Genomic DNA, 14,221 nt, shown 5'->3' on the forward strand with positions numbered 1-14,221 from the left:
CTATTCAGACCGCTTCATCATTTTTAAAATATCATCTGCATCTGCCAGTATTTCTTCATCTGAGCGATTATCCTTTGGCTTTGGTGGCTCTTTTGCTTTTCGCAGATATTCCGAGAATGGCACGAAGTTATCAGGTGTCATCCGCTGATAGTCCACAAGCCATTTCTCCCAGATAAACTTCTCCACATTTCTATCAATTGCTTTCGTATAGATCTGCAATCCTTCATCCATCGGCAAGGCCATAATAAAACCAATATCACCGTACCGATGGAGAAGGGTATCATACATTTCTATTTCATCAATTTGAAAACTTTGGAGAAGAAATTCTTTAAGTCCGGGAGTGACAAAAAATCCTCGAACATACCTACCATTTCATCGAGGCTCATTTCCTTAACGGCTTTTAATTCTTTACCTGTCAAGTCTGCAAAAAAAGCATAAACCTCATCTTCTGCATCCCCGAGGCTTTCGAGAACAGAGAAAATGAAATCCATGCCTAATTCTTTGATATTCAATTTATCCTTGGATTCCGCAGCCAGAGCCATCATTGTCCGAGCTTGTCGGCTGACTCCGGCTTTTTTGAGAATCCTTAGCATTTTAAAGGTGTCTTGAAATTGCAGGTTACGCATTAAGGAGTCACCGTCACTTTAGGCCAGTAAATCTCAAATGATTTTTGGTCTCCGTCATCATGTGCTGTAAATTTCACAGGCACAACAGCTTCATTCTTATCCTGTGTGCTCAGCGTTAGTCCTTCAAGGCTCAGAACGTTATACAGAATGATAACCACAGGGTCAGCAGTCCCGGCTAGTCTGCCCACAAATGCAAGGCTGTCAGTGTAGTCTGTAAGCTCTACTTTCCCCTTTGAAGTAATCTTTGTATAGTTTGTGGCAGTGTCATCCACAGTGCTCCCCGCGATTGCAGTAGCAATATTCTGAGCCGTTAATTCTTTTAGGTTGACGGTCAAGGACACTTCTTCCTCATCTAGAACCGTGCCGCCTTTATAATTCCCTTTTGCTCCGTCCACTTCAATCTTTCTGAATGATGGCGCATAAGAAAACTCATTACCTCCGGCAGTTGCTCCCATCAGTTCACCGTTAATGAACTCTTCAGCTAATTCATCATACGTTAAGTTTTTATACACAGCTCCAGCATCAAGAAGGTAATGCAGTGGGCTATTAGATGTTAAACCGGTAGTCTTTAATTCCATTTGTTTTCCCTACCTTTCAAATAATCTTCCAAGATATATATTTGTTCTTCTGTTCAAGCTAGGATCATCATCTTCTACAGCTAATCTTCTGTCAGCGTGGAAGGAAATCACATGAGTGTCGGTTATTACTTTGTCATCATCAAATTGCTCATGGACATTATTCATCATCGTTTCGAGTGCTGTTGTATCCGCCGCGTTGTCCCATCCGTCCACATCGAGAGTGAGAAGGTTCAGACCATCTTCCAGATATGTGATTTCGAATGAGTAAACAAGATAAGGGAATACGGCTGTTTCTGGAGCCTTGAGGAAATAAGCACGAGGATGGATGGATTTCAGCCGGGAGTTTAATAGTTTTCTAATTTCCAGCATCGTCGCTCACCTCTTCCTCTTCGCTTATTAAGCCTAGTGCTCTATTTTCATTCTCGATGGCTGAAAGATATTTACCTTGAATTATTCGGATTTCATCGATATTTTCGTAAACTGTGGAGCGAATGATGGAGCGTTTAGGTTGCTTATTGGTACCGAGCTCCTGCTCAACCGCGTACCAGGTATCATGCTTAACACCTACTACCAAATCAGTTTCCCTTTTTCTCACCCAATATTGAAATGCGTTAGGAATACGTTTACCGCGTCTCATACCAGGCATTTTTCTGGCCTTGTCGAGCATTCTTCTCCGAATCAACTTAGCCACATCTTTCAAAGCCGCCCGGCTAAGTTCCTGAATGGTATATTTCGCTCTCTCCACATTGGAAGTGAACTCAACACCGTTCTTTTTTACTTTGATTACGCTTCTAGGCATTGGCATCAAGAATCAACCCCTTGGCATACCAATTCGATCGTTTCAAAATCGCTAATGTCCTTCGACTTCTTTTTCTTGTAATGCCTAATGACTCTGTAAACATCACCATGATGTTCCACTCGTTGCTGACCGTCATAGTCATACATATTGACCGCAAATACAACCTCTGGCCTCATACCAGCCTGTGCCGCTGCATAATGCTCTGAGCGAGTGACGGACAATTCCTCACACAAAACAACGAGCCTGAATTCGGATTCAGTTAAATCCCCAAGCTCGTTCTCTGTGTAATTGATGCTAATTAAAGTTAGTTCATCATCAAAGGTCATGGAGTCACGCTCCCCGCTTGAACAGCCTGCACATACAATTCATTAAGCCTGAATTGAAGATGCCTTGGAGTTCCCTCCATACTGTCCCGGTTTTGATATCGCCATGTGGCCAGGTCAACAACAAACATAAGATGATGATCCTCATTAGCGACATCAAGAGTCAAGCCTTTAACAACTTCCAACTCTTTCGCAATACCTTTTATAATCGCTGTAATATACGTGTCGCGCACGGTTGAACGAATGCCAAGCCTATCTTTTACCAGGCTGAGCACCGTTGAAAGGTCCTGGTCTAACATTACTTATCGCCTTCTTTTTTCTCTTCCACAACTTCTGCAATTAACGGTCTCTTCTGGAGATTATCGGAGCCTGAAAGTTCTTCGATACGCTCCTTTTTCCCACGTCCAGAGCGAGGGTATTTATCCCCCACTCTGTACATGTGATTATCATCCTGGAGATCCGTGAAAGACTTTAATACTCTGTATTTAGGCATTCCACTTCACCCTTTCGATTTTATTATTAAGCTACTGGAGCTGCATAATTAACAAGTAGGAATGCGCCTGCATCAGCTGGCTTACCATCGTAACGAGCAGTTCCTTTGAATACAGTCTGATCTTCAATGAATCGAACTTCATCAGATGCAGCTAATTGGACACCGCGACGCTCTCCAAGCATGTACTGTTTAAAGTCACCGATTACGACTGCATCAGCAGGAGCATATTGAGAGAACACTACACGCAATCCTGCAATGCGTGGATTATCCACGTTCTGAGCTACTGTACGGCCATCAGAAGTTGTGGCAATAGATTGAGCAAGGAAGTGGCTGTAATATGTGCTGCGCTTCATGACAGCAATGATTTCGCCCACTGTATCTTCTCCATCATCAACAGCTCCCAAGTGTGGTAGGAAGTCAGCATATGAGAAATCAGAAGTTACAGCTGATGCAGTAATAGCAGGGATTACACCTTCAGGTTGCTTTCCAGCTGCACCAGTACCAGTAAGAATTGCTTTATCCAATGCTTTACCGATTGCACGAGCGATACGATCTTCAATATAATTTGCAAGGTCAATCATAGAATCTTCAATGATTGCATTGGCCACTGGAATAAATCCGCCAACTTTCCATCCATCAAGCTCAACAGCTTCAAAGCCAAGAGCAAGTTCAGATAAAGCTCCAGTTTGTTCAGTCCAAACTGCCTCTGGAATTGCGCCATCCACGATTGCGCGAGCAGTACCATTTAGAGGCACAACTTCAACCTCGTTATAAAGGTTAGAATAATCACCAAGCATAGGACGTACACGGTCCATTACCACAGCAGGAACAACTAAATCCGTGCCAGTAAGAGCTCGCTTATTCATAACCGCTTCACGAAGTTTGCCGTAGAACTCACGGACCTCCGGTTGATTTAACCTATCTAGCATTTCAGAACGTGTTTCGTATTTGTTTACTTTCATTCTTGATTCCCCCTCAAATTTTGTTTGTTTTTTTGGTGCCGGTGCTGCAGATCGCTGAGTATTATCAGGAGCCTGTTGATTCAATTCCTCAAGCTCACCTTCAAGCTCTGCGATTTCACCCTCAAGCTTTGATTTCTTTGCATCGTGCTCGGCCTTTTCGCCTTCCAGCTTCTCGATTTCGCTTTCCACAGTGGTGACTTCTTCTTCTTCATTTGCTTCCTCGATGGCCTTTTCAAGCTCGGCAGACCTGGTAACAAATGATTCTTCCTGTGCTGTTAGTTCCTCAAGCAAACTTTTTCGCTGGGCAATTTTCTTAGCCAGCATTAGTTGTTTTAATGCCATTTTTCAATCTCTCCCTTAACTGTGTTTTTTTTGATTCGATCATACGCTTTTTATCGCGCTCAAAATCTGCCTTCCTTGCCTGGACCGAAGTATCAGCGTAGGCCGGGAAAGTTACCACGGATATTTCATGAAGATCAATTTTCTTTAATCGCCATTTAATGCTGCCATCATCCCGGAACTCGGTTTCTTCTTCGAGGATATTAAAGCCGAAACTGCACTGATCAACATCTCCGCGCTTTAAACGCTCGTAAAGATTCAAAGCATCAGTATCATTCTCATTGACCTTGATACTCCCCCAAAGCCCTCGATTGTCCACACGCAGCTGCAGTGTGCCGGATTTAGTCCTCCCGAGAACTAGATTGGTATCATGATTGATTAAGGCTCTTACATCATTACTCATAGTTTCATTGAAAGCCGATGGATCAATTTCCTCATAAGCACCTGGCCACAATTCGGTTTCAGAATTGAATACAGCAAAATAACCTTCAATGATTTTTTCTTCTGTTTCTTGTTCTGCTCGTGTGGTCAGTTCGCTCGGCAGGCTTCTTATTTGCCGCTCTGTTCCTTTAGTCATTGTTCTCACCGCCTTTCAATTTATCCTGTTCGCCAATTTTTTCGGCTGGGATAAAGTTTTCAAGAATAACCAATTTATCAAGGCCTTCTTTAGGTGACATACCAATCCAATCCCGGACTTCGTTCCCCCACATCAAACCTTTTGTATATAAATTAGAACCAACATCAGCAAGCTCTTTAAGATCGTAAGCGTATAGGCTGCGTGGATTAAACTTGAAATAGTACGTATCAGCAATTAAAAGCTTCCTAGTCATTTCCTGTTCAAGGCCTTTTGCAATTGGTAGAACCGTAGTATTGATGAAGTTGTTATATTCATCTTTTTTGTAGTCACCGACGCCCAAGAAAAAAGCCGGGACACCAAAGATTCCCGCTATTGTCCGTTTATCAAGTTGTACTGCATCATTAATTGCCAGGTCATTCAATGACAATGGCTTTACCTGTTGAACTTCAAGTAGTTCAGCTGGGACAATCCACGGCTTACCTGCTTCACTTGATGCCAGATATTTGTCATAAACTTTATCTCGACCTTCTTCACTTGCGAGCTCTGCTGTCATGGCATCGACCTTCACGATAAGAGAAGGCATGTATTTTCCGCTCATGAAACTTTTTTTAGTGGCTGTGGCTTGCTTTAGGTTTTGGGCAATGTCTTTTAATACAACTCTGTATCCTTGCCCTATATATGGCTTGTCCGGGTTAGGATTAATAACAAAGTGTAATAATTCATCATGCCTGTATGACTTATTGTCATATTCAACCAGGTAGGCATCAGACAAATCCTTGAAACGTACTTTGGATGGACTGAGAGGAATTAATTCATCGATTAATCCATCTTTTAACTTAGGAAAGACAACGCTATTCCCTTCGCCTTCCAGCAGCAAAGTGTTGACGATGTTATATATCCAGTTTTTCCTTGTCATCAATGAATAAGGATTGATGTCAATTTTTCTGGACAGCGCATTCTTAATACGAATGTCTCCATTTTCGGTATTCTCCATCAGGTGAATTGTCATCGATGATACGAGATCTGCTATTTTGTGAACCGCCATCTTCACTTCTGGATTGTCAGATAACCGGGTATAACCAGGAACAACCAAAGTGTCGTAAGCCTCAGTGGATAGAAACCATCCCATAGCATCAGTTGGTGTTGTTTCGGCTCGCTTCTGGCTTTTATTACGGTTTCTCTTTTTCCCCATTTACTCACCTCCCCCATTCAACCATCTGGATGCTGATTGTGCTTTTTCCATGCTTTCAAGCATACGAACAGCCCCGAACACACTCGCATCAAAATAATCAATACGCAGTTCGGGCATAACTTTTTCATATTGGATCATATCATCTGTTTTCTCTATAGCCCGGACATTTTGCAAACAGTATTCATAAGCTTGGGAACCAAGGTAATAAAATTTTCCTTCTTTGGCTTTACCCTCAATTCTCCTGAATCCCTGAGATTTTTTGTAGAAATACTGTGGTTGGTCCACAATATTGAATCGGTTCTTTTTCATGTTCAAGAAGAACTCCTGAGCAAATTTCCGGTCAAAGCCAACCTGCTTAATCTTGAATCCTTTATTTCGCATGGCAATGAACCATTTTACTAGCTCATCCTGATCAACAACTGGTGCATTCGGCATCGTAAGCCACTTGTCCTCTTTCCAGCCGAATAACGGAATGTTATCTTCCTCCGCCTTTATATATGCCTGTGTAATGGGAAAGAATCCATGTGTTATAGCAATATCCACGTCTTTGTAAGTTCCATATAAAGCTGTAGCATTCAAGTCATGAACTTTTGCTAAGTCAGCCCCGCCAAACCATTCAATCGGAAGTTTTGCAAGCTGATCTATCGTCCAGGAATATTTTTTATTACTTGCCTTAAATTCGTCCACATTAAAATAAGCTTTCATTGCTGAAGTGTAGACATTGAGTGATTTAGCGAGGAACGACTTTCTTTGCTGTGGATCATTCTGAGCTTGTCGGGCATCGTTAAGCAATTCCTGGGCAGATACGGAAACATTATAATTTGGATTTGCTTTCTCATGTTCTAATGGATTTGTATAATCCACATCACCATTTTCGTCCTGGTCAGCTTTCGCGATGAAAACAAAGTATTGCTCATCTACCACCGTGCCATTTAAAACCTTTTGACAGTAAGTCATTCGGTTATAGCAGAACGAATTCATGTTGTCCCCGGCTGTCGTTATGCCAATACATAAACTATTACGGTAAGCCTTTCCTGATTCCTTGATGGTGTTGTAGTGGCTGGCACTTTTATAAAGGTGTAACTCATCTAAAATCTGTATTAAGGTATTTAATGAATCCATGCGATCACTGTTTCCGGCAATGGTTTCAATCCTCATGTATCCATCGCCTAAGTCACCGCTAATGCTATGCTCTTGGTTATTATCCAAAATCCGAAAATTGTCTTCTTCGCCCATTTGCTTGAGATTGAAGTTGAGGAAGTTGAATCCTTGCAATGCTTGTTTTAATTTTTCCCCCACAATTACAATTTCCGCTCCAGATTTTCTCTCTAATATCCCTAACCCCCACGCTAAAGCCGTGTTGAATGGAGTTTTACCATTCTTCCTTGCCAACATGATAAACGCTTCTTTAAACCGCCTAAGTATTGTGCCTTTATGATAAAAACCCAAAAGATTATAGATCACAAATTTCTGCCACGGCTGCAAATAAAAAGGCGTGCCCCTTAAAGGCCGCCCATCCATATCTTCACCTTTTTGATGAACAAATGTTCTTTCTATAATGCCGATGACAAACTCAGCATCTTTCGGATTGAAGTCGTAAGCTTCATTGTTTAAGTCTCGCAGAAACCTTTCACACATTTGGATTGTTTCCACGCAAGCCACTTTTCTGCCTTCCACTATGCTGTTTGCATACTCCATAACAACATCGTGGTTTTTTTGAGGGGTTTTTTTCCTACTCAAGAGCGCTCAACACACTTGCCAGTTTTGACTTTTTAGGATTGTCTGTTGTAACCGTTTCAACTGATTTTGGATTAAGACATAATCTATCAGAGTATGCAATTATGTCTTTTCTCAGGTTCTCCAGAGTAGCAACGATAGCTGACTTCTTTGTTCCTCCTGCTGCAGTTTCGGTTTCGTACTGGTAGTTGCTGTCGATGAATTTCTGATTGGCTTGTTCATACTGAGCCAATAAATCTGAATAGATAGTTATGATCGCATCGTATTCTGGTTTATATGTGCCTAATCCCTTCATATCGGAAACAACTTTTTCTTTTATGGATAATGACCGATACTCAATCACTTCACCTTTTTTACTGCCTTTCTTTCGCGCCATTCTCTGCCTCACCTCCAAAAAAAGTTTTTTGACGGTCGCTCTATTGGAAAAAGTTCCCCCCTCCGGTCCCTGTGACTCTCAAAAATTATTTTCAAAGTGGGGGGGATAAAGTTTTTTCATTCGCTCCACCCATGCCATTCCTTTTTCCGTTAATTCATGTGAGTCTCTAACGTGCATACTGTTGTGACATTGATTGCATAGGCTGATAAGGTTTGTGCTGTCTAGTTTCCTCTCAGGGTAAAGCTCAAGAGGATTAACGTGATGCACCATAGCCGCTGCTGTTACCTTGCCGTACCTTACACACTCTCTGCATTGGTACTTGTCGCGCCTGAGTACTGCTGCACGTTTCTTCTTCCACTTGTCTGTCTTATAGAAGTTCATTTGCTCTCAGCCTTTGTTGGTATCTTATTCTGTACGCAATTAGCGAAAGGACAGAAGATTACTCTGCCATCTTCCTTCACTGCCCAGATACAGCTTTGACATTTCTTCACTCTGCCCTCACCTCAATAAGTAGTATATAAAACTATAAGTCATGGTTATTCCTACTACTTATGGGCATTCCTATGGCAAAAAGAAACCTCTCATGCGTATAAGCAAAAGAGGCTTCTGTTCTTCTGTATCTTAATCTTATCTTCTGCCCTGGCAATGGTTTTCCTCACTGTCCCTATGTGTACGTTCAGCATGTATGCAATATGGCTTTCAGGGAAGCAGTAACCTCTGGACATTAAGTATATTTCCTTCTCTCTCTCGGTCAATGTGGATAGAGCATCAGCGATCAACTCTTTATCGTATGCTGACAGTGTGCTCTCTTTCTTATGTTCATCCCAGCTGTACACATTATCATCCATGCTCCTGAAGTATCTTTGCATAAGCAGCGGGTCAAATGGTCTCTCACGCTCATACGCTGCCCTTCTCTCAATCCCCCGCTTATTCCCCGGCCTTCTCCCTGTCTGCATCCATTCGAGAGCATAACTGATATCCGATGCCATGCCCCCGAGCAGTTTATTGTCCTCTACAGATGCAGATTGTTGGAGAAGGCGAATGCTTTTTAAGGCTTGCTTGTATTCCTCGATTAGGTCTTGCAATTCGACCTCCCCCTTTTAGGTGGTTTAAGTAAATAAGTATGCTGAAAGCTTAACTGCTGCATAGATTATTCCTATTGTTATAAAAACAGATGGTACAAGCACCAATACAGCAAGGAAGATAATCCATAGCAATGAAGCAATTAGTATGAATACCAGATAAACTCCTTCGAGCATCCATTTAAATGAGTCTATAATGAATTCCTTCACCTTCGCCCCTCCTGTCTAATTTGTAGAATGTTAGATTGGTTACGCTAAATCATCGAATAGTTCACTAAATTTTTTCCACATCATCGAAAATAACTTCAAGGTCTGTAAGTGCTTCTTCTAATAAATCTGGACTTTCTGCTCCATCTGCATCGTGATATTTCCGTACCTTGTAAATGGCTTTTGTAATCAAATTAAATTCACCAGATGACAATTCATAAACAACGGTTTCTCGCTTTTTCAAGTCCATTCACCTACCTTTTACGCTAATTCTTCATCCTCTTGACCGCAATCTACACAAACAAAAGCATTTGTATCTGTATAGGTTGATTCAATAACCCTTTGAACTGTGTTCATTCCGTCAATCGAACAAAAACGCTCTATTTCTTCCCCGATTTCATACTTCACAACGATTCCTCCTTAGTGAACCTTTTTACTCTTCGGTTTGTGCATTAATTGACTTCTAAAACAGTTCCGCCAACTCTATCAGCTACCCAATCTGCCTGCGACTTTGAATTGAATTGTCTAGCTTCTATATCCATTGAAGTGACTGATATTTCTTTATTTGCTAAATCATATTCAAACAAGTACTCATCGACATTAGTGCGAATAATAAAGTACATTTTTACTCTCCTTTCTGTGTCGCTATTTTGGTCTTTACTTCATCACCCAATCATCTTCCATCCACGCTTCAACCTCACGCTGATCTCTTTCCTTCTAAGCGGTTCAAACACCCAGGTTGCGAGTCCGTCATCCTCCCTGACCAACATCACCCATTCGCGGTGGATGTTTCTTCTCATGCTAAGTCCTGTTTCAGCTTCAGATAGGCTAACTGGCGAATAGGTGCCAGCTGAGTTTCTAAATCAGCCACTCGTTCTTGTAATGCCTGTACATAATCCACACTTAACGAAGGCGCGTTTCTTAGTTGCCCAATCTCCGATTCCAGGTCATCGCAGCATCCTGTTAGATGGTCAATTTTGCTTTCTGCCTCAGCCAGCAACCCTTCCAATTCCTCAATGCGTGAATCCTTGCTTTCCAATTCCGCTTTTAAAGCCAGCGATTCTCCTGCGTCAGCTTCTACCTTCCTAGCACTCTCGGAAACTTCTTTCGCTTCACTGTGAACCTGTGGTGCGTTTTTAAGACCGTTCAAAGCGTTCCCTATTTCCGCTTTATGCTTCTTCATCCAGTGATGGATAGTCGGATCAGATACACCTTTCATTTCTGCAATTTTCATGATGGACAGTTTCTCAATATGTTTTAACTGGATAAATTCGTCCACAGTTAGATTGAGTTTCCCTCTCGCCATTTCGTCATCCCCTTTTGGTTTCTTCTTCAACAAACCGAAATTCCGCAATAATTCAAAAAAGTGTTGGTCACCCATCCCTAAATGTTTCTTGATCACTCTTCTCTGCACCTGATGTTCTAGCAAAAGCTCTATATCACTCCTGGTCATATCCTGTCCTTTATCTAAGATGGGTTGGAACTGTTCAAGAGGATCTCTAACCAAAGAGGATTGAAGGCCGTCGATTTCTGTGCAAATGGAACAGCCCTCGCAAGTAATGAAAGTGCCGCCGTGTCGGTCAATCAAATCGTTTATTTTAATCCGCACCTGTTTCATGGCTCACCGCCTAGATAATTCAGTTTCTTCTTTCACCTGTTCCGCGATTGCTACGGCCACTGCTGCAACGTGAATCAATTCGGTATAGAGGTTATTTGCATCACTTTCCTTGCCCCATCCTCTTTTCGCCTGCATCGCCTGTGCAACTTCCCCGACTTCTTCCACAAGGATTGTCAGCCATGTGCCGTAATCGTGCCTCTGATGGCCCCACAATTTGTTCTGGCGGAATCTTTCGAGCAAGACTTCACTGCATACGTTTTGAGATATACTCACGCTCACACTCTCCTTAATCCATACTTGCTGATAATCCCGCCTATTTGCTCCGCTTTGACACCCAGATACTCCGCAATCTCTCTCGGCATGTATCCCTTTCCGTACATCACCACAACGTCTGTGAGCATATCCTGTGTCCATCTGGACTGTAATTCCCTCAACGCTTCGTATTTATAACTAAAATCGCAATCTTCAGACAGTGCAATCTGCAAAAGTTGCTGCTTATTGGCCGATTCCCAATTCATGCCTTTTCCCTCCAGTTGAATTTTTCATTGACTGGATAAGTGATGGCTTTTTCTATAGGCCAACGCAGATTGCCGACTCGATTCTTAACAGTCGTCGCTTTAATTCCGTTCTTAGCAGCTATCGCTAAATGTTCATCCGTATATTTCTTTGGCTTCGGTCTTTTGTAACCAAGTGGTCTCACGCACGCCTCTTCTGGTGTCCATCCGTCTTTTATACGAGAAATGAAGGTCGTGTGTTTGATACCATTTTCTAAGGCGATCTTCCTGAATTTCTGCAACTCAGGATAACTCTTTTTTACAGGTTGTGTGATGGCTCTCCTTTTCGAGAAGTTCTGCATATAAAATCGCTGATAAGCAAGCCTTCTGTTGATTCCGTTCTTTTCCGCTATTTCATAATCTTCATCTGTTAGATATTCCAAGAAGGCACCTCCTAGAAAAATTTCGCTTCTTCACATCCAATATCCACACGCTTCAAAACTGCCAGTGTCAGTGTTTCCTTCAAGTCTTCATAATCCGCTTCATAAATGCTTTTATCCTGGACTGTTCGATAAACGTTCATTTCTGCTAAATCTTTGATGAGGATAGCCGTGATCCGTTCGATTGACCTATCGTACAAAATCCCCATTTTCCCCAGCTCCTAATTGTTCTTTCGCAAGGCCCTCATTTTCCGCTTATACCGCACATCTTTATCGATTTCGCATTTCTTGCACCATGACCGCACGTACTCTCCGCCTGTCCTCATTCCATATGCTGATAAAGCTTTGTATTTTAAACAATGTGGACATTTCTTTACTTTCACGACTTCGCCATTCCGGATAGCTTCGTAGATCATCAGCTTACCTTCTCTGCATAATCCGTTTTCAGAACGAAATTACATCCACAGGAACAATTGAATTTCACTCTGCCGATTCCACTGGCTTTTTTAAGCGTATAAATCTGATACTTGCACTTTGGGCAGTAAGCTTTATACATTCCGGTTCACCCTCGCTTCCAGGTAGGCTATCCACACTCTTTGAGATTCAAGTTGTTCATGTAACTCTAAGTTTTCCTCCAAGACTTCCATGAGCAGTTTCCTTCGATTCGTCTCCTTCAGCTTTTTGTTTTCTTCCCTCAACTTTTGAATCTCCAGGCACAATTCCGCGTATGACTTTACTGTGGTGATCATTCGTCATCACCCCAACGGAAATCCAAACTGGCTAATGCTTGGAGTCCTAGGACACATGCCATCATCCACAATTCATCTGAGTACACTATCACCGGCACCGCGAGCATTAAAGCCATCAGCACTCTTATTCCACTCATCGTTTCCCCGCCTTCCTCTTTCCGTTTGAGTTGTAATATCTATCCTTCGGGTCGAGCTTCCTTAATCGGTCATTCAGCTTCCTGATCGTGTAGGCATAATTCTTCGCTCTTTTTTCGAGGGAATTAATTCTCTTCTTCGCATGAAACAGTTCCCAGCGTAATGTTTCGTTTTCATCGAATAATCTGTCTAGGTCTGATAGGTCGTTCATGTAAACTCCCCCTAATTGGCAGCCGCCTTTTTATATCGATTACTTTTCACGCACATTTCTGGAAGATTAGCTCTTACGAGTGCATCTGCAAATGGTGGCGGTACCGCATTGCCACACCTGGCTACTTGCTCTGTTTTCGGATAAGGCTTGCCTGCAAAATCCCGATCAATGATATAGTTTTCAGGAAATCCTTGTCCTGCATATAATTCATGTGGCTGCAGCATCCTCATTCCAATATCAGCGATTTTGTAATCTTGACCATTCACGGTAACAAGTCCGAATCTATCCCGAGTGGTTATCGTGTGTAATGGTTCGGATAAGTCTTGTCCAACGCTGGCACCGTAATAAGCTACAAGAAAGGCTTTTACTAATCCAAATCGATTTGCAGTAGGAATTGTGTAAATAGGTTCTCTTAATGTTTGGCCTCTGACTTCTCCAGGGTTTGTTTCCGTATAATATTGAGTCAAGAATGATAGCGCACCATCTGGAGCTTCAAATGGTTCGTTTTCTTTTAAAATAAACTTCTGAATACCTAATGAAATTCTCCTCATTGTGTTAGCTGCCAAAGGTTTTTTCCTTTGAAAAATCGAGGGTGTTCCAATACTCCAATCGATAATTTCTGAAGCTGTTCTCCAAGGTTTTAATTTTCCGACTTTTACACCCAAGCTGTTCGGATCTCCATGAGTAGGTTCAGGCCAAACTATCGGCCGGCCATCCCTGCGAGCTACCATGAAGAATCTTTTCCGGATAGTAGGTGCTCCATAATCGCAAGCCCTCAATTCACGAAAATCAACTTCATAGCCAAGTTTCTCCAAAGCTTTTACAAAACTGTTGAATGTGACACCTTGTTTTTTCTTAATTGGTTGACCGTCTTTCCCGATTGGCCCCCAAGTTTTAAATTCTTCCACATTCTCGAGCATGATCACTCTCGGCCGAACTGCAGCTGCCCATTTTACAGCAACCCATGCAAGACCTCTAATTTCCTTATTGACCGGTTTACCGCCTTTAGCTTTTGAAAAATGCTTGCAGTCCGGGGAGAACCAGGCTAAACCTACTTTTCTACCTTTGACTGCTTTAACCGGGTCCACTTCCCATACAGATTCACAATAATGCTCGGTATCTGGATGGTTGACTCTGTGCATGGCAATGGCTGCTGGATCATGATTGATAGCGATATCCACTGAAAGGCCTGTAGCCATTTCAATTCCTGTGGAAGCTCCACCGCCTCCAGCAAAATTATCTACAATGATTTCTCTGAATAAATCCAGTTGCACTTTTTCTCC

Annotated in this window: 29 protein-coding genes; all 29 read right to left on the reverse strand. The window is 42.2% G+C overall.

The genetic code is table 11. From position 1 onward, the window contains the following. Positions 1-288 (reverse strand): hypothetical protein, encoded by a 288-nt coding sequence (locus LGO15_RS19810; protein WP_226085644.1) that lies wholly within the window; start codon positions 286-288, stop codon positions 1-3. 2 nt (positions 289-290) lie between these two features. After that, positions 291-626, reverse strand: a complete 336-nt coding sequence (locus LGO15_RS19815; protein WP_226085645.1) for a hypothetical protein — start codon at positions 624-626, stop codon at positions 291-293. Continuing rightward, the gene (locus LGO15_RS19820) at positions 626-1,204 is read right to left on the reverse strand and encodes a hypothetical protein (RefSeq protein WP_226085646.1); all 579 of its coding nucleotides are present in this window, start codon (positions 1,202-1,204) and stop codon (positions 626-628) included. Before LGO15_RS19820 ends, LGO15_RS19815 begins: the two co-directional genes overlap by 1 nt. A gap of 9 nt (positions 1,205-1,213) precedes the next feature. After that, on the reverse strand, positions 1,214-1,573 hold the full coding sequence (locus LGO15_RS19825; RefSeq protein WP_226085647.1) for a hypothetical protein: 360 nt from the start codon (positions 1,571-1,573) through the stop codon (positions 1,214-1,216). Next, on the reverse strand, positions 1,560-2,009 hold the full coding sequence (locus LGO15_RS19830; protein ID WP_226085648.1) for an HK97-gp10 family putative phage morphogenesis protein: 450 nt from the start codon (positions 2,007-2,009) through the stop codon (positions 1,560-1,562). The genes LGO15_RS19825 and LGO15_RS19830 overlap by 14 nt, the downstream gene beginning before the upstream one ends. Further along, positions 2,009-2,329 carry a phage head-tail adapter protein gene (locus LGO15_RS19835; protein WP_226085649.1) on the reverse strand — a complete coding sequence of 107 codons (321 nt, stop codon included), beginning with the start codon at positions 2,327-2,329 and terminating at the stop codon, positions 2,009-2,011. Before LGO15_RS19835 ends, LGO15_RS19830 begins: the two co-directional genes overlap by 1 nt. After that, on the reverse strand, positions 2,326-2,625 hold the full coding sequence (locus LGO15_RS19840) for a hypothetical protein (protein WP_226085650.1): 300 nt from the start codon (positions 2,623-2,625) through the stop codon (positions 2,326-2,328). The genes LGO15_RS19835 and LGO15_RS19840 overlap by 4 nt, the downstream gene beginning before the upstream one ends. Beyond that, entirely contained in the window at positions 2,625-2,819 is a 195-nt protein-coding gene (locus LGO15_RS19845) for a hypothetical protein (RefSeq protein WP_226085651.1), read from the reverse strand. Before LGO15_RS19845 ends, LGO15_RS19840 begins: the two co-directional genes overlap by 1 nt. A gap of 26 nt (positions 2,820-2,845) precedes the next feature. Continuing rightward, positions 2,846-4,123, reverse strand: a complete 1,278-nt coding sequence (locus LGO15_RS19850; protein ID WP_226085652.1) for a phage major capsid protein — start codon at positions 4,121-4,123, stop codon at positions 2,846-2,848. Next, entirely contained in the window at positions 4,095-4,697 is a 603-nt protein-coding gene (locus LGO15_RS19855) for an HK97 family phage prohead protease (RefSeq protein ID WP_226085653.1), read from the reverse strand. The genes LGO15_RS19850 and LGO15_RS19855 overlap by 29 nt, the downstream gene beginning before the upstream one ends. Further along, the gene (locus LGO15_RS19860; RefSeq protein WP_226085654.1) at positions 4,690-5,889 is read right to left on the reverse strand and encodes a phage portal protein; all 1,200 of its coding nucleotides are present in this window, start codon (positions 5,887-5,889) and stop codon (positions 4,690-4,692) included. The genes LGO15_RS19855 and LGO15_RS19860 overlap by 8 nt, the downstream gene beginning before the upstream one ends. Then, a complete protein-coding gene (locus LGO15_RS19865) occupies positions 5,890-7,587 on the reverse strand; it encodes a terminase large subunit (RefSeq protein WP_226087940.1) in 1,698 nt (565 codons plus the stop codon). It abuts the gene before it with no gap. 34 nt (positions 7,588-7,621) lie between these two features. Next, positions 7,622-8,002: a P27 family phage terminase small subunit gene (locus LGO15_RS19870; protein ID WP_226085655.1), complete on the reverse strand. Its 381-nt coding sequence runs from the start codon at positions 8,000-8,002 to the stop codon at positions 7,622-7,624. Between the two features lie 78 nt (positions 8,003-8,080). Continuing rightward, the gene (locus LGO15_RS19875; protein WP_226085656.1) at positions 8,081-8,383 is read right to left on the reverse strand and encodes an HNH endonuclease; all 303 of its coding nucleotides are present in this window, start codon (positions 8,381-8,383) and stop codon (positions 8,081-8,083) included. A 200-nt stretch (positions 8,384-8,583) separates the two neighbouring features. Next, positions 8,584-9,087, reverse strand: a complete 504-nt coding sequence (locus tag LGO15_RS19880; protein ID WP_226085657.1) for a sigma factor-like helix-turn-helix DNA-binding protein — start codon at positions 9,085-9,087, stop codon at positions 8,584-8,586. A gap of 24 nt (positions 9,088-9,111) precedes the next feature. Next, on the reverse strand, positions 9,112-9,294 hold the full coding sequence (locus tag LGO15_RS19885) for a hypothetical protein (protein ID WP_226085658.1): 183 nt from the start codon (positions 9,292-9,294) through the stop codon (positions 9,112-9,114). A gap of 64 nt (positions 9,295-9,358) precedes the next feature. Next, entirely contained in the window at positions 9,359-9,535 is a 177-nt protein-coding gene (locus tag LGO15_RS19890; RefSeq protein WP_226085659.1) for a hypothetical protein, read from the reverse strand. Between the two features lie 17 nt (positions 9,536-9,552). Next, positions 9,553-9,699, reverse strand: a complete 147-nt coding sequence (locus LGO15_RS19895; protein ID WP_226085660.1) for a hypothetical protein — start codon at positions 9,697-9,699, stop codon at positions 9,553-9,555. A gap of 44 nt (positions 9,700-9,743) precedes the next feature. Next, positions 9,744-9,914 (reverse strand): hypothetical protein, encoded by a 171-nt coding sequence (locus tag LGO15_RS19900; protein ID WP_226085661.1) that lies wholly within the window; start codon positions 9,912-9,914, stop codon positions 9,744-9,746. Positions 9,915-9,956: 42 nt separating this feature from the next. Continuing rightward, the gene (locus tag LGO15_RS24245) at positions 9,957-10,091 is read right to left on the reverse strand and encodes a hypothetical protein (RefSeq protein ID WP_264163788.1); all 135 of its coding nucleotides are present in this window, start codon (positions 10,089-10,091) and stop codon (positions 9,957-9,959) included. After that, a complete protein-coding gene (locus tag LGO15_RS19905) occupies positions 10,088-10,909 on the reverse strand; it encodes a hypothetical protein (protein WP_226085662.1) in 822 nt (273 codons plus the stop codon). Before LGO15_RS19905 ends, LGO15_RS24245 begins: the two co-directional genes overlap by 4 nt. Before the next feature lie 3 nt (positions 10,910-10,912). Beyond that, entirely contained in the window at positions 10,913-11,182 is a 270-nt protein-coding gene (locus LGO15_RS19910) for a nucleoside triphosphate pyrophosphohydrolase family protein (RefSeq protein ID WP_226085663.1), read from the reverse strand. Positions 11,183-11,184: 2 nt separating this feature from the next. After that, the gene (locus tag LGO15_RS19915) at positions 11,185-11,427 is read right to left on the reverse strand and encodes a hypothetical protein (RefSeq protein WP_226085664.1); all 243 of its coding nucleotides are present in this window, start codon (positions 11,425-11,427) and stop codon (positions 11,185-11,187) included. Next, a complete protein-coding gene (locus LGO15_RS19920; RefSeq protein WP_226085665.1) occupies positions 11,424-11,846 on the reverse strand; it encodes a hypothetical protein in 423 nt (140 codons plus the stop codon). Before LGO15_RS19920 ends, LGO15_RS19915 begins: the two co-directional genes overlap by 4 nt. A gap of 11 nt (positions 11,847-11,857) precedes the next feature. Then, complete coding sequence (locus LGO15_RS19925; protein WP_226085666.1) at positions 11,858-12,052, reverse strand: hypothetical protein; 195 nt, start codon at positions 12,050-12,052, stop codon at positions 11,858-11,860. 12 nt (positions 12,053-12,064) lie between these two features. Continuing rightward, on the reverse strand, positions 12,065-12,259 hold the full coding sequence (locus tag LGO15_RS19930; RefSeq protein ID WP_226085667.1) for a hypothetical protein: 195 nt from the start codon (positions 12,257-12,259) through the stop codon (positions 12,065-12,067). Positions 12,260-12,391: 132 nt separating this feature from the next. Then, positions 12,392-12,592 (reverse strand): hypothetical protein, encoded by a 201-nt coding sequence (locus tag LGO15_RS19935; RefSeq protein WP_226085668.1) that lies wholly within the window; start codon positions 12,590-12,592, stop codon positions 12,392-12,394. Between the two features lie 133 nt (positions 12,593-12,725). Then, entirely contained in the window at positions 12,726-12,938 is a 213-nt protein-coding gene (locus tag LGO15_RS19940; RefSeq protein WP_226085669.1) for a hypothetical protein, read from the reverse strand. 11 nt (positions 12,939-12,949) lie between these two features. Beyond that, a complete protein-coding gene (locus LGO15_RS19945; RefSeq protein ID WP_226085670.1) occupies positions 12,950-14,212 on the reverse strand; it encodes a DNA cytosine methyltransferase in 1,263 nt (420 codons plus the stop codon). Positions 14,213-14,221 lie beyond the last annotated feature (9 nt).

This window comes from Mesobacillus sp. S13, from assembly GCF_020422885.1.
GTDB classification, from domain to species: domain Bacteria; phylum Bacillota; class Bacilli; order Bacillales; family Cytobacillaceae; genus Mesobacillus; species Mesobacillus selenatarsenatis_A.

What these genes read in the sequence shown, in the direction of transcription:
- LGO15_RS24245 (WP_264163788.1), bottom strand. Translation starts at nt 10,091, where the DNA reads ATGAGAAGAAACATCCACCGCGAATGGGTGATGTTGGTCAGGGAGGAT.
- LGO15_RS19915 (WP_226085664.1), bottom strand. Translation starts at nt 11,427, where the DNA reads ATGAATTGGGAATCGGCCAATAAGCAGCAACTTTTGCAGATTGCACTG.
- LGO15_RS19925 (WP_226085666.1), bottom strand. Translation starts at nt 12,052, where the DNA reads ATGGGGATTTTGTACGATAGGTCAATCGAACGGATCACGGCTATCCTC.
- LGO15_RS19940 (WP_226085669.1), bottom strand. Translation starts at nt 12,938, where the DNA reads ATGAACGACCTATCAGACCTAGACAGATTATTCGATGAAAACGAAACA.
- LGO15_RS19815 (WP_226085645.1), bottom strand. Translation starts at nt 626, where the DNA reads ATGCGTAACCTGCAATTTCAAGACACCTTTAAAATGCTAAGGATTCTC.
- LGO15_RS19870 (WP_226085655.1), bottom strand. Translation starts at nt 8,002, where the DNA reads ATGGCGCGAAAGAAAGGCAGTAAAAAAGGTGAAGTGATTGAGTATCGG.
- LGO15_RS19930 (WP_226085667.1), bottom strand. Translation starts at nt 12,259, where the DNA reads ATGATCTACGAAGCTATCCGGAATGGCGAAGTCGTGAAAGTAAAGAAA.
- LGO15_RS19865 (WP_226087940.1), bottom strand. Translation starts at nt 7,587, where the DNA reads ATGGAGTATGCAAACAGCATAGTGGAAGGCAGAAAAGTGGCTTGCGTG.
- LGO15_RS19825 (WP_226085647.1), bottom strand. Translation starts at nt 1,573, where the DNA reads ATGCTGGAAATTAGAAAACTATTAAACTCCCGGCTGAAATCCATCCAT.
- LGO15_RS19835 (WP_226085649.1), bottom strand. Translation starts at nt 2,329, where the DNA reads ATGACCTTTGATGATGAACTAACTTTAATTAGCATCAATTACACAGAG.
- LGO15_RS19935 (WP_226085668.1), bottom strand. Translation starts at nt 12,592, where the DNA reads ATGATCACCACAGTAAAGTCATACGCGGAATTGTGCCTGGAGATTCAA.
- LGO15_RS19820 (WP_226085646.1), bottom strand. Translation starts at nt 1,204, where the DNA reads ATGGAATTAAAGACTACCGGTTTAACATCTAATAGCCCACTGCATTAC.
- LGO15_RS19860 (WP_226085654.1), bottom strand. Translation starts at nt 5,889, where the DNA reads ATGGGGAAAAAGAGAAACCGTAATAAAAGCCAGAAGCGAGCCGAAACA.
- LGO15_RS19840 (WP_226085650.1), bottom strand. Translation starts at nt 2,625, where the DNA reads ATGTTAGACCAGGACCTTTCAACGGTGCTCAGCCTGGTAAAAGATAGG.
- LGO15_RS19900 (WP_226085661.1), bottom strand. Translation starts at nt 9,914, where the DNA reads ATGTACTTTATTATTCGCACTAATGTCGATGAGTACTTGTTTGAATAT.
- LGO15_RS19905 (WP_226085662.1), bottom strand. Translation starts at nt 10,909, where the DNA reads ATGAAACAGGTGCGGATTAAAATAAACGATTTGATTGACCGACACGGC.
- LGO15_RS19810 (WP_226085644.1), bottom strand. Translation starts at nt 288, where the DNA reads ATGTATGATACCCTTCTCCATCGGTACGGTGATATTGGTTTTATTATG.
- LGO15_RS19850 (WP_226085652.1), bottom strand. Translation starts at nt 4,123, where the DNA reads ATGGCATTAAAACAACTAATGCTGGCTAAGAAAATTGCCCAGCGAAAA.
- LGO15_RS19830 (WP_226085648.1), bottom strand. Translation starts at nt 2,009, where the DNA reads ATGCCAATGCCTAGAAGCGTAATCAAAGTAAAAAAGAACGGTGTTGAG.
- LGO15_RS19845 (WP_226085651.1), bottom strand. Translation starts at nt 2,819, where the DNA reads ATGCCTAAATACAGAGTATTAAAGTCTTTCACGGATCTCCAGGATGAT.
- LGO15_RS19855 (WP_226085653.1), bottom strand. Translation starts at nt 4,697, where the DNA reads ATGACTAAAGGAACAGAGCGGCAAATAAGAAGCCTGCCGAGCGAACTG.
- LGO15_RS19875 (WP_226085656.1), bottom strand. Translation starts at nt 8,383, where the DNA reads ATGAACTTCTATAAGACAGACAAGTGGAAGAAGAAACGTGCAGCAGTA.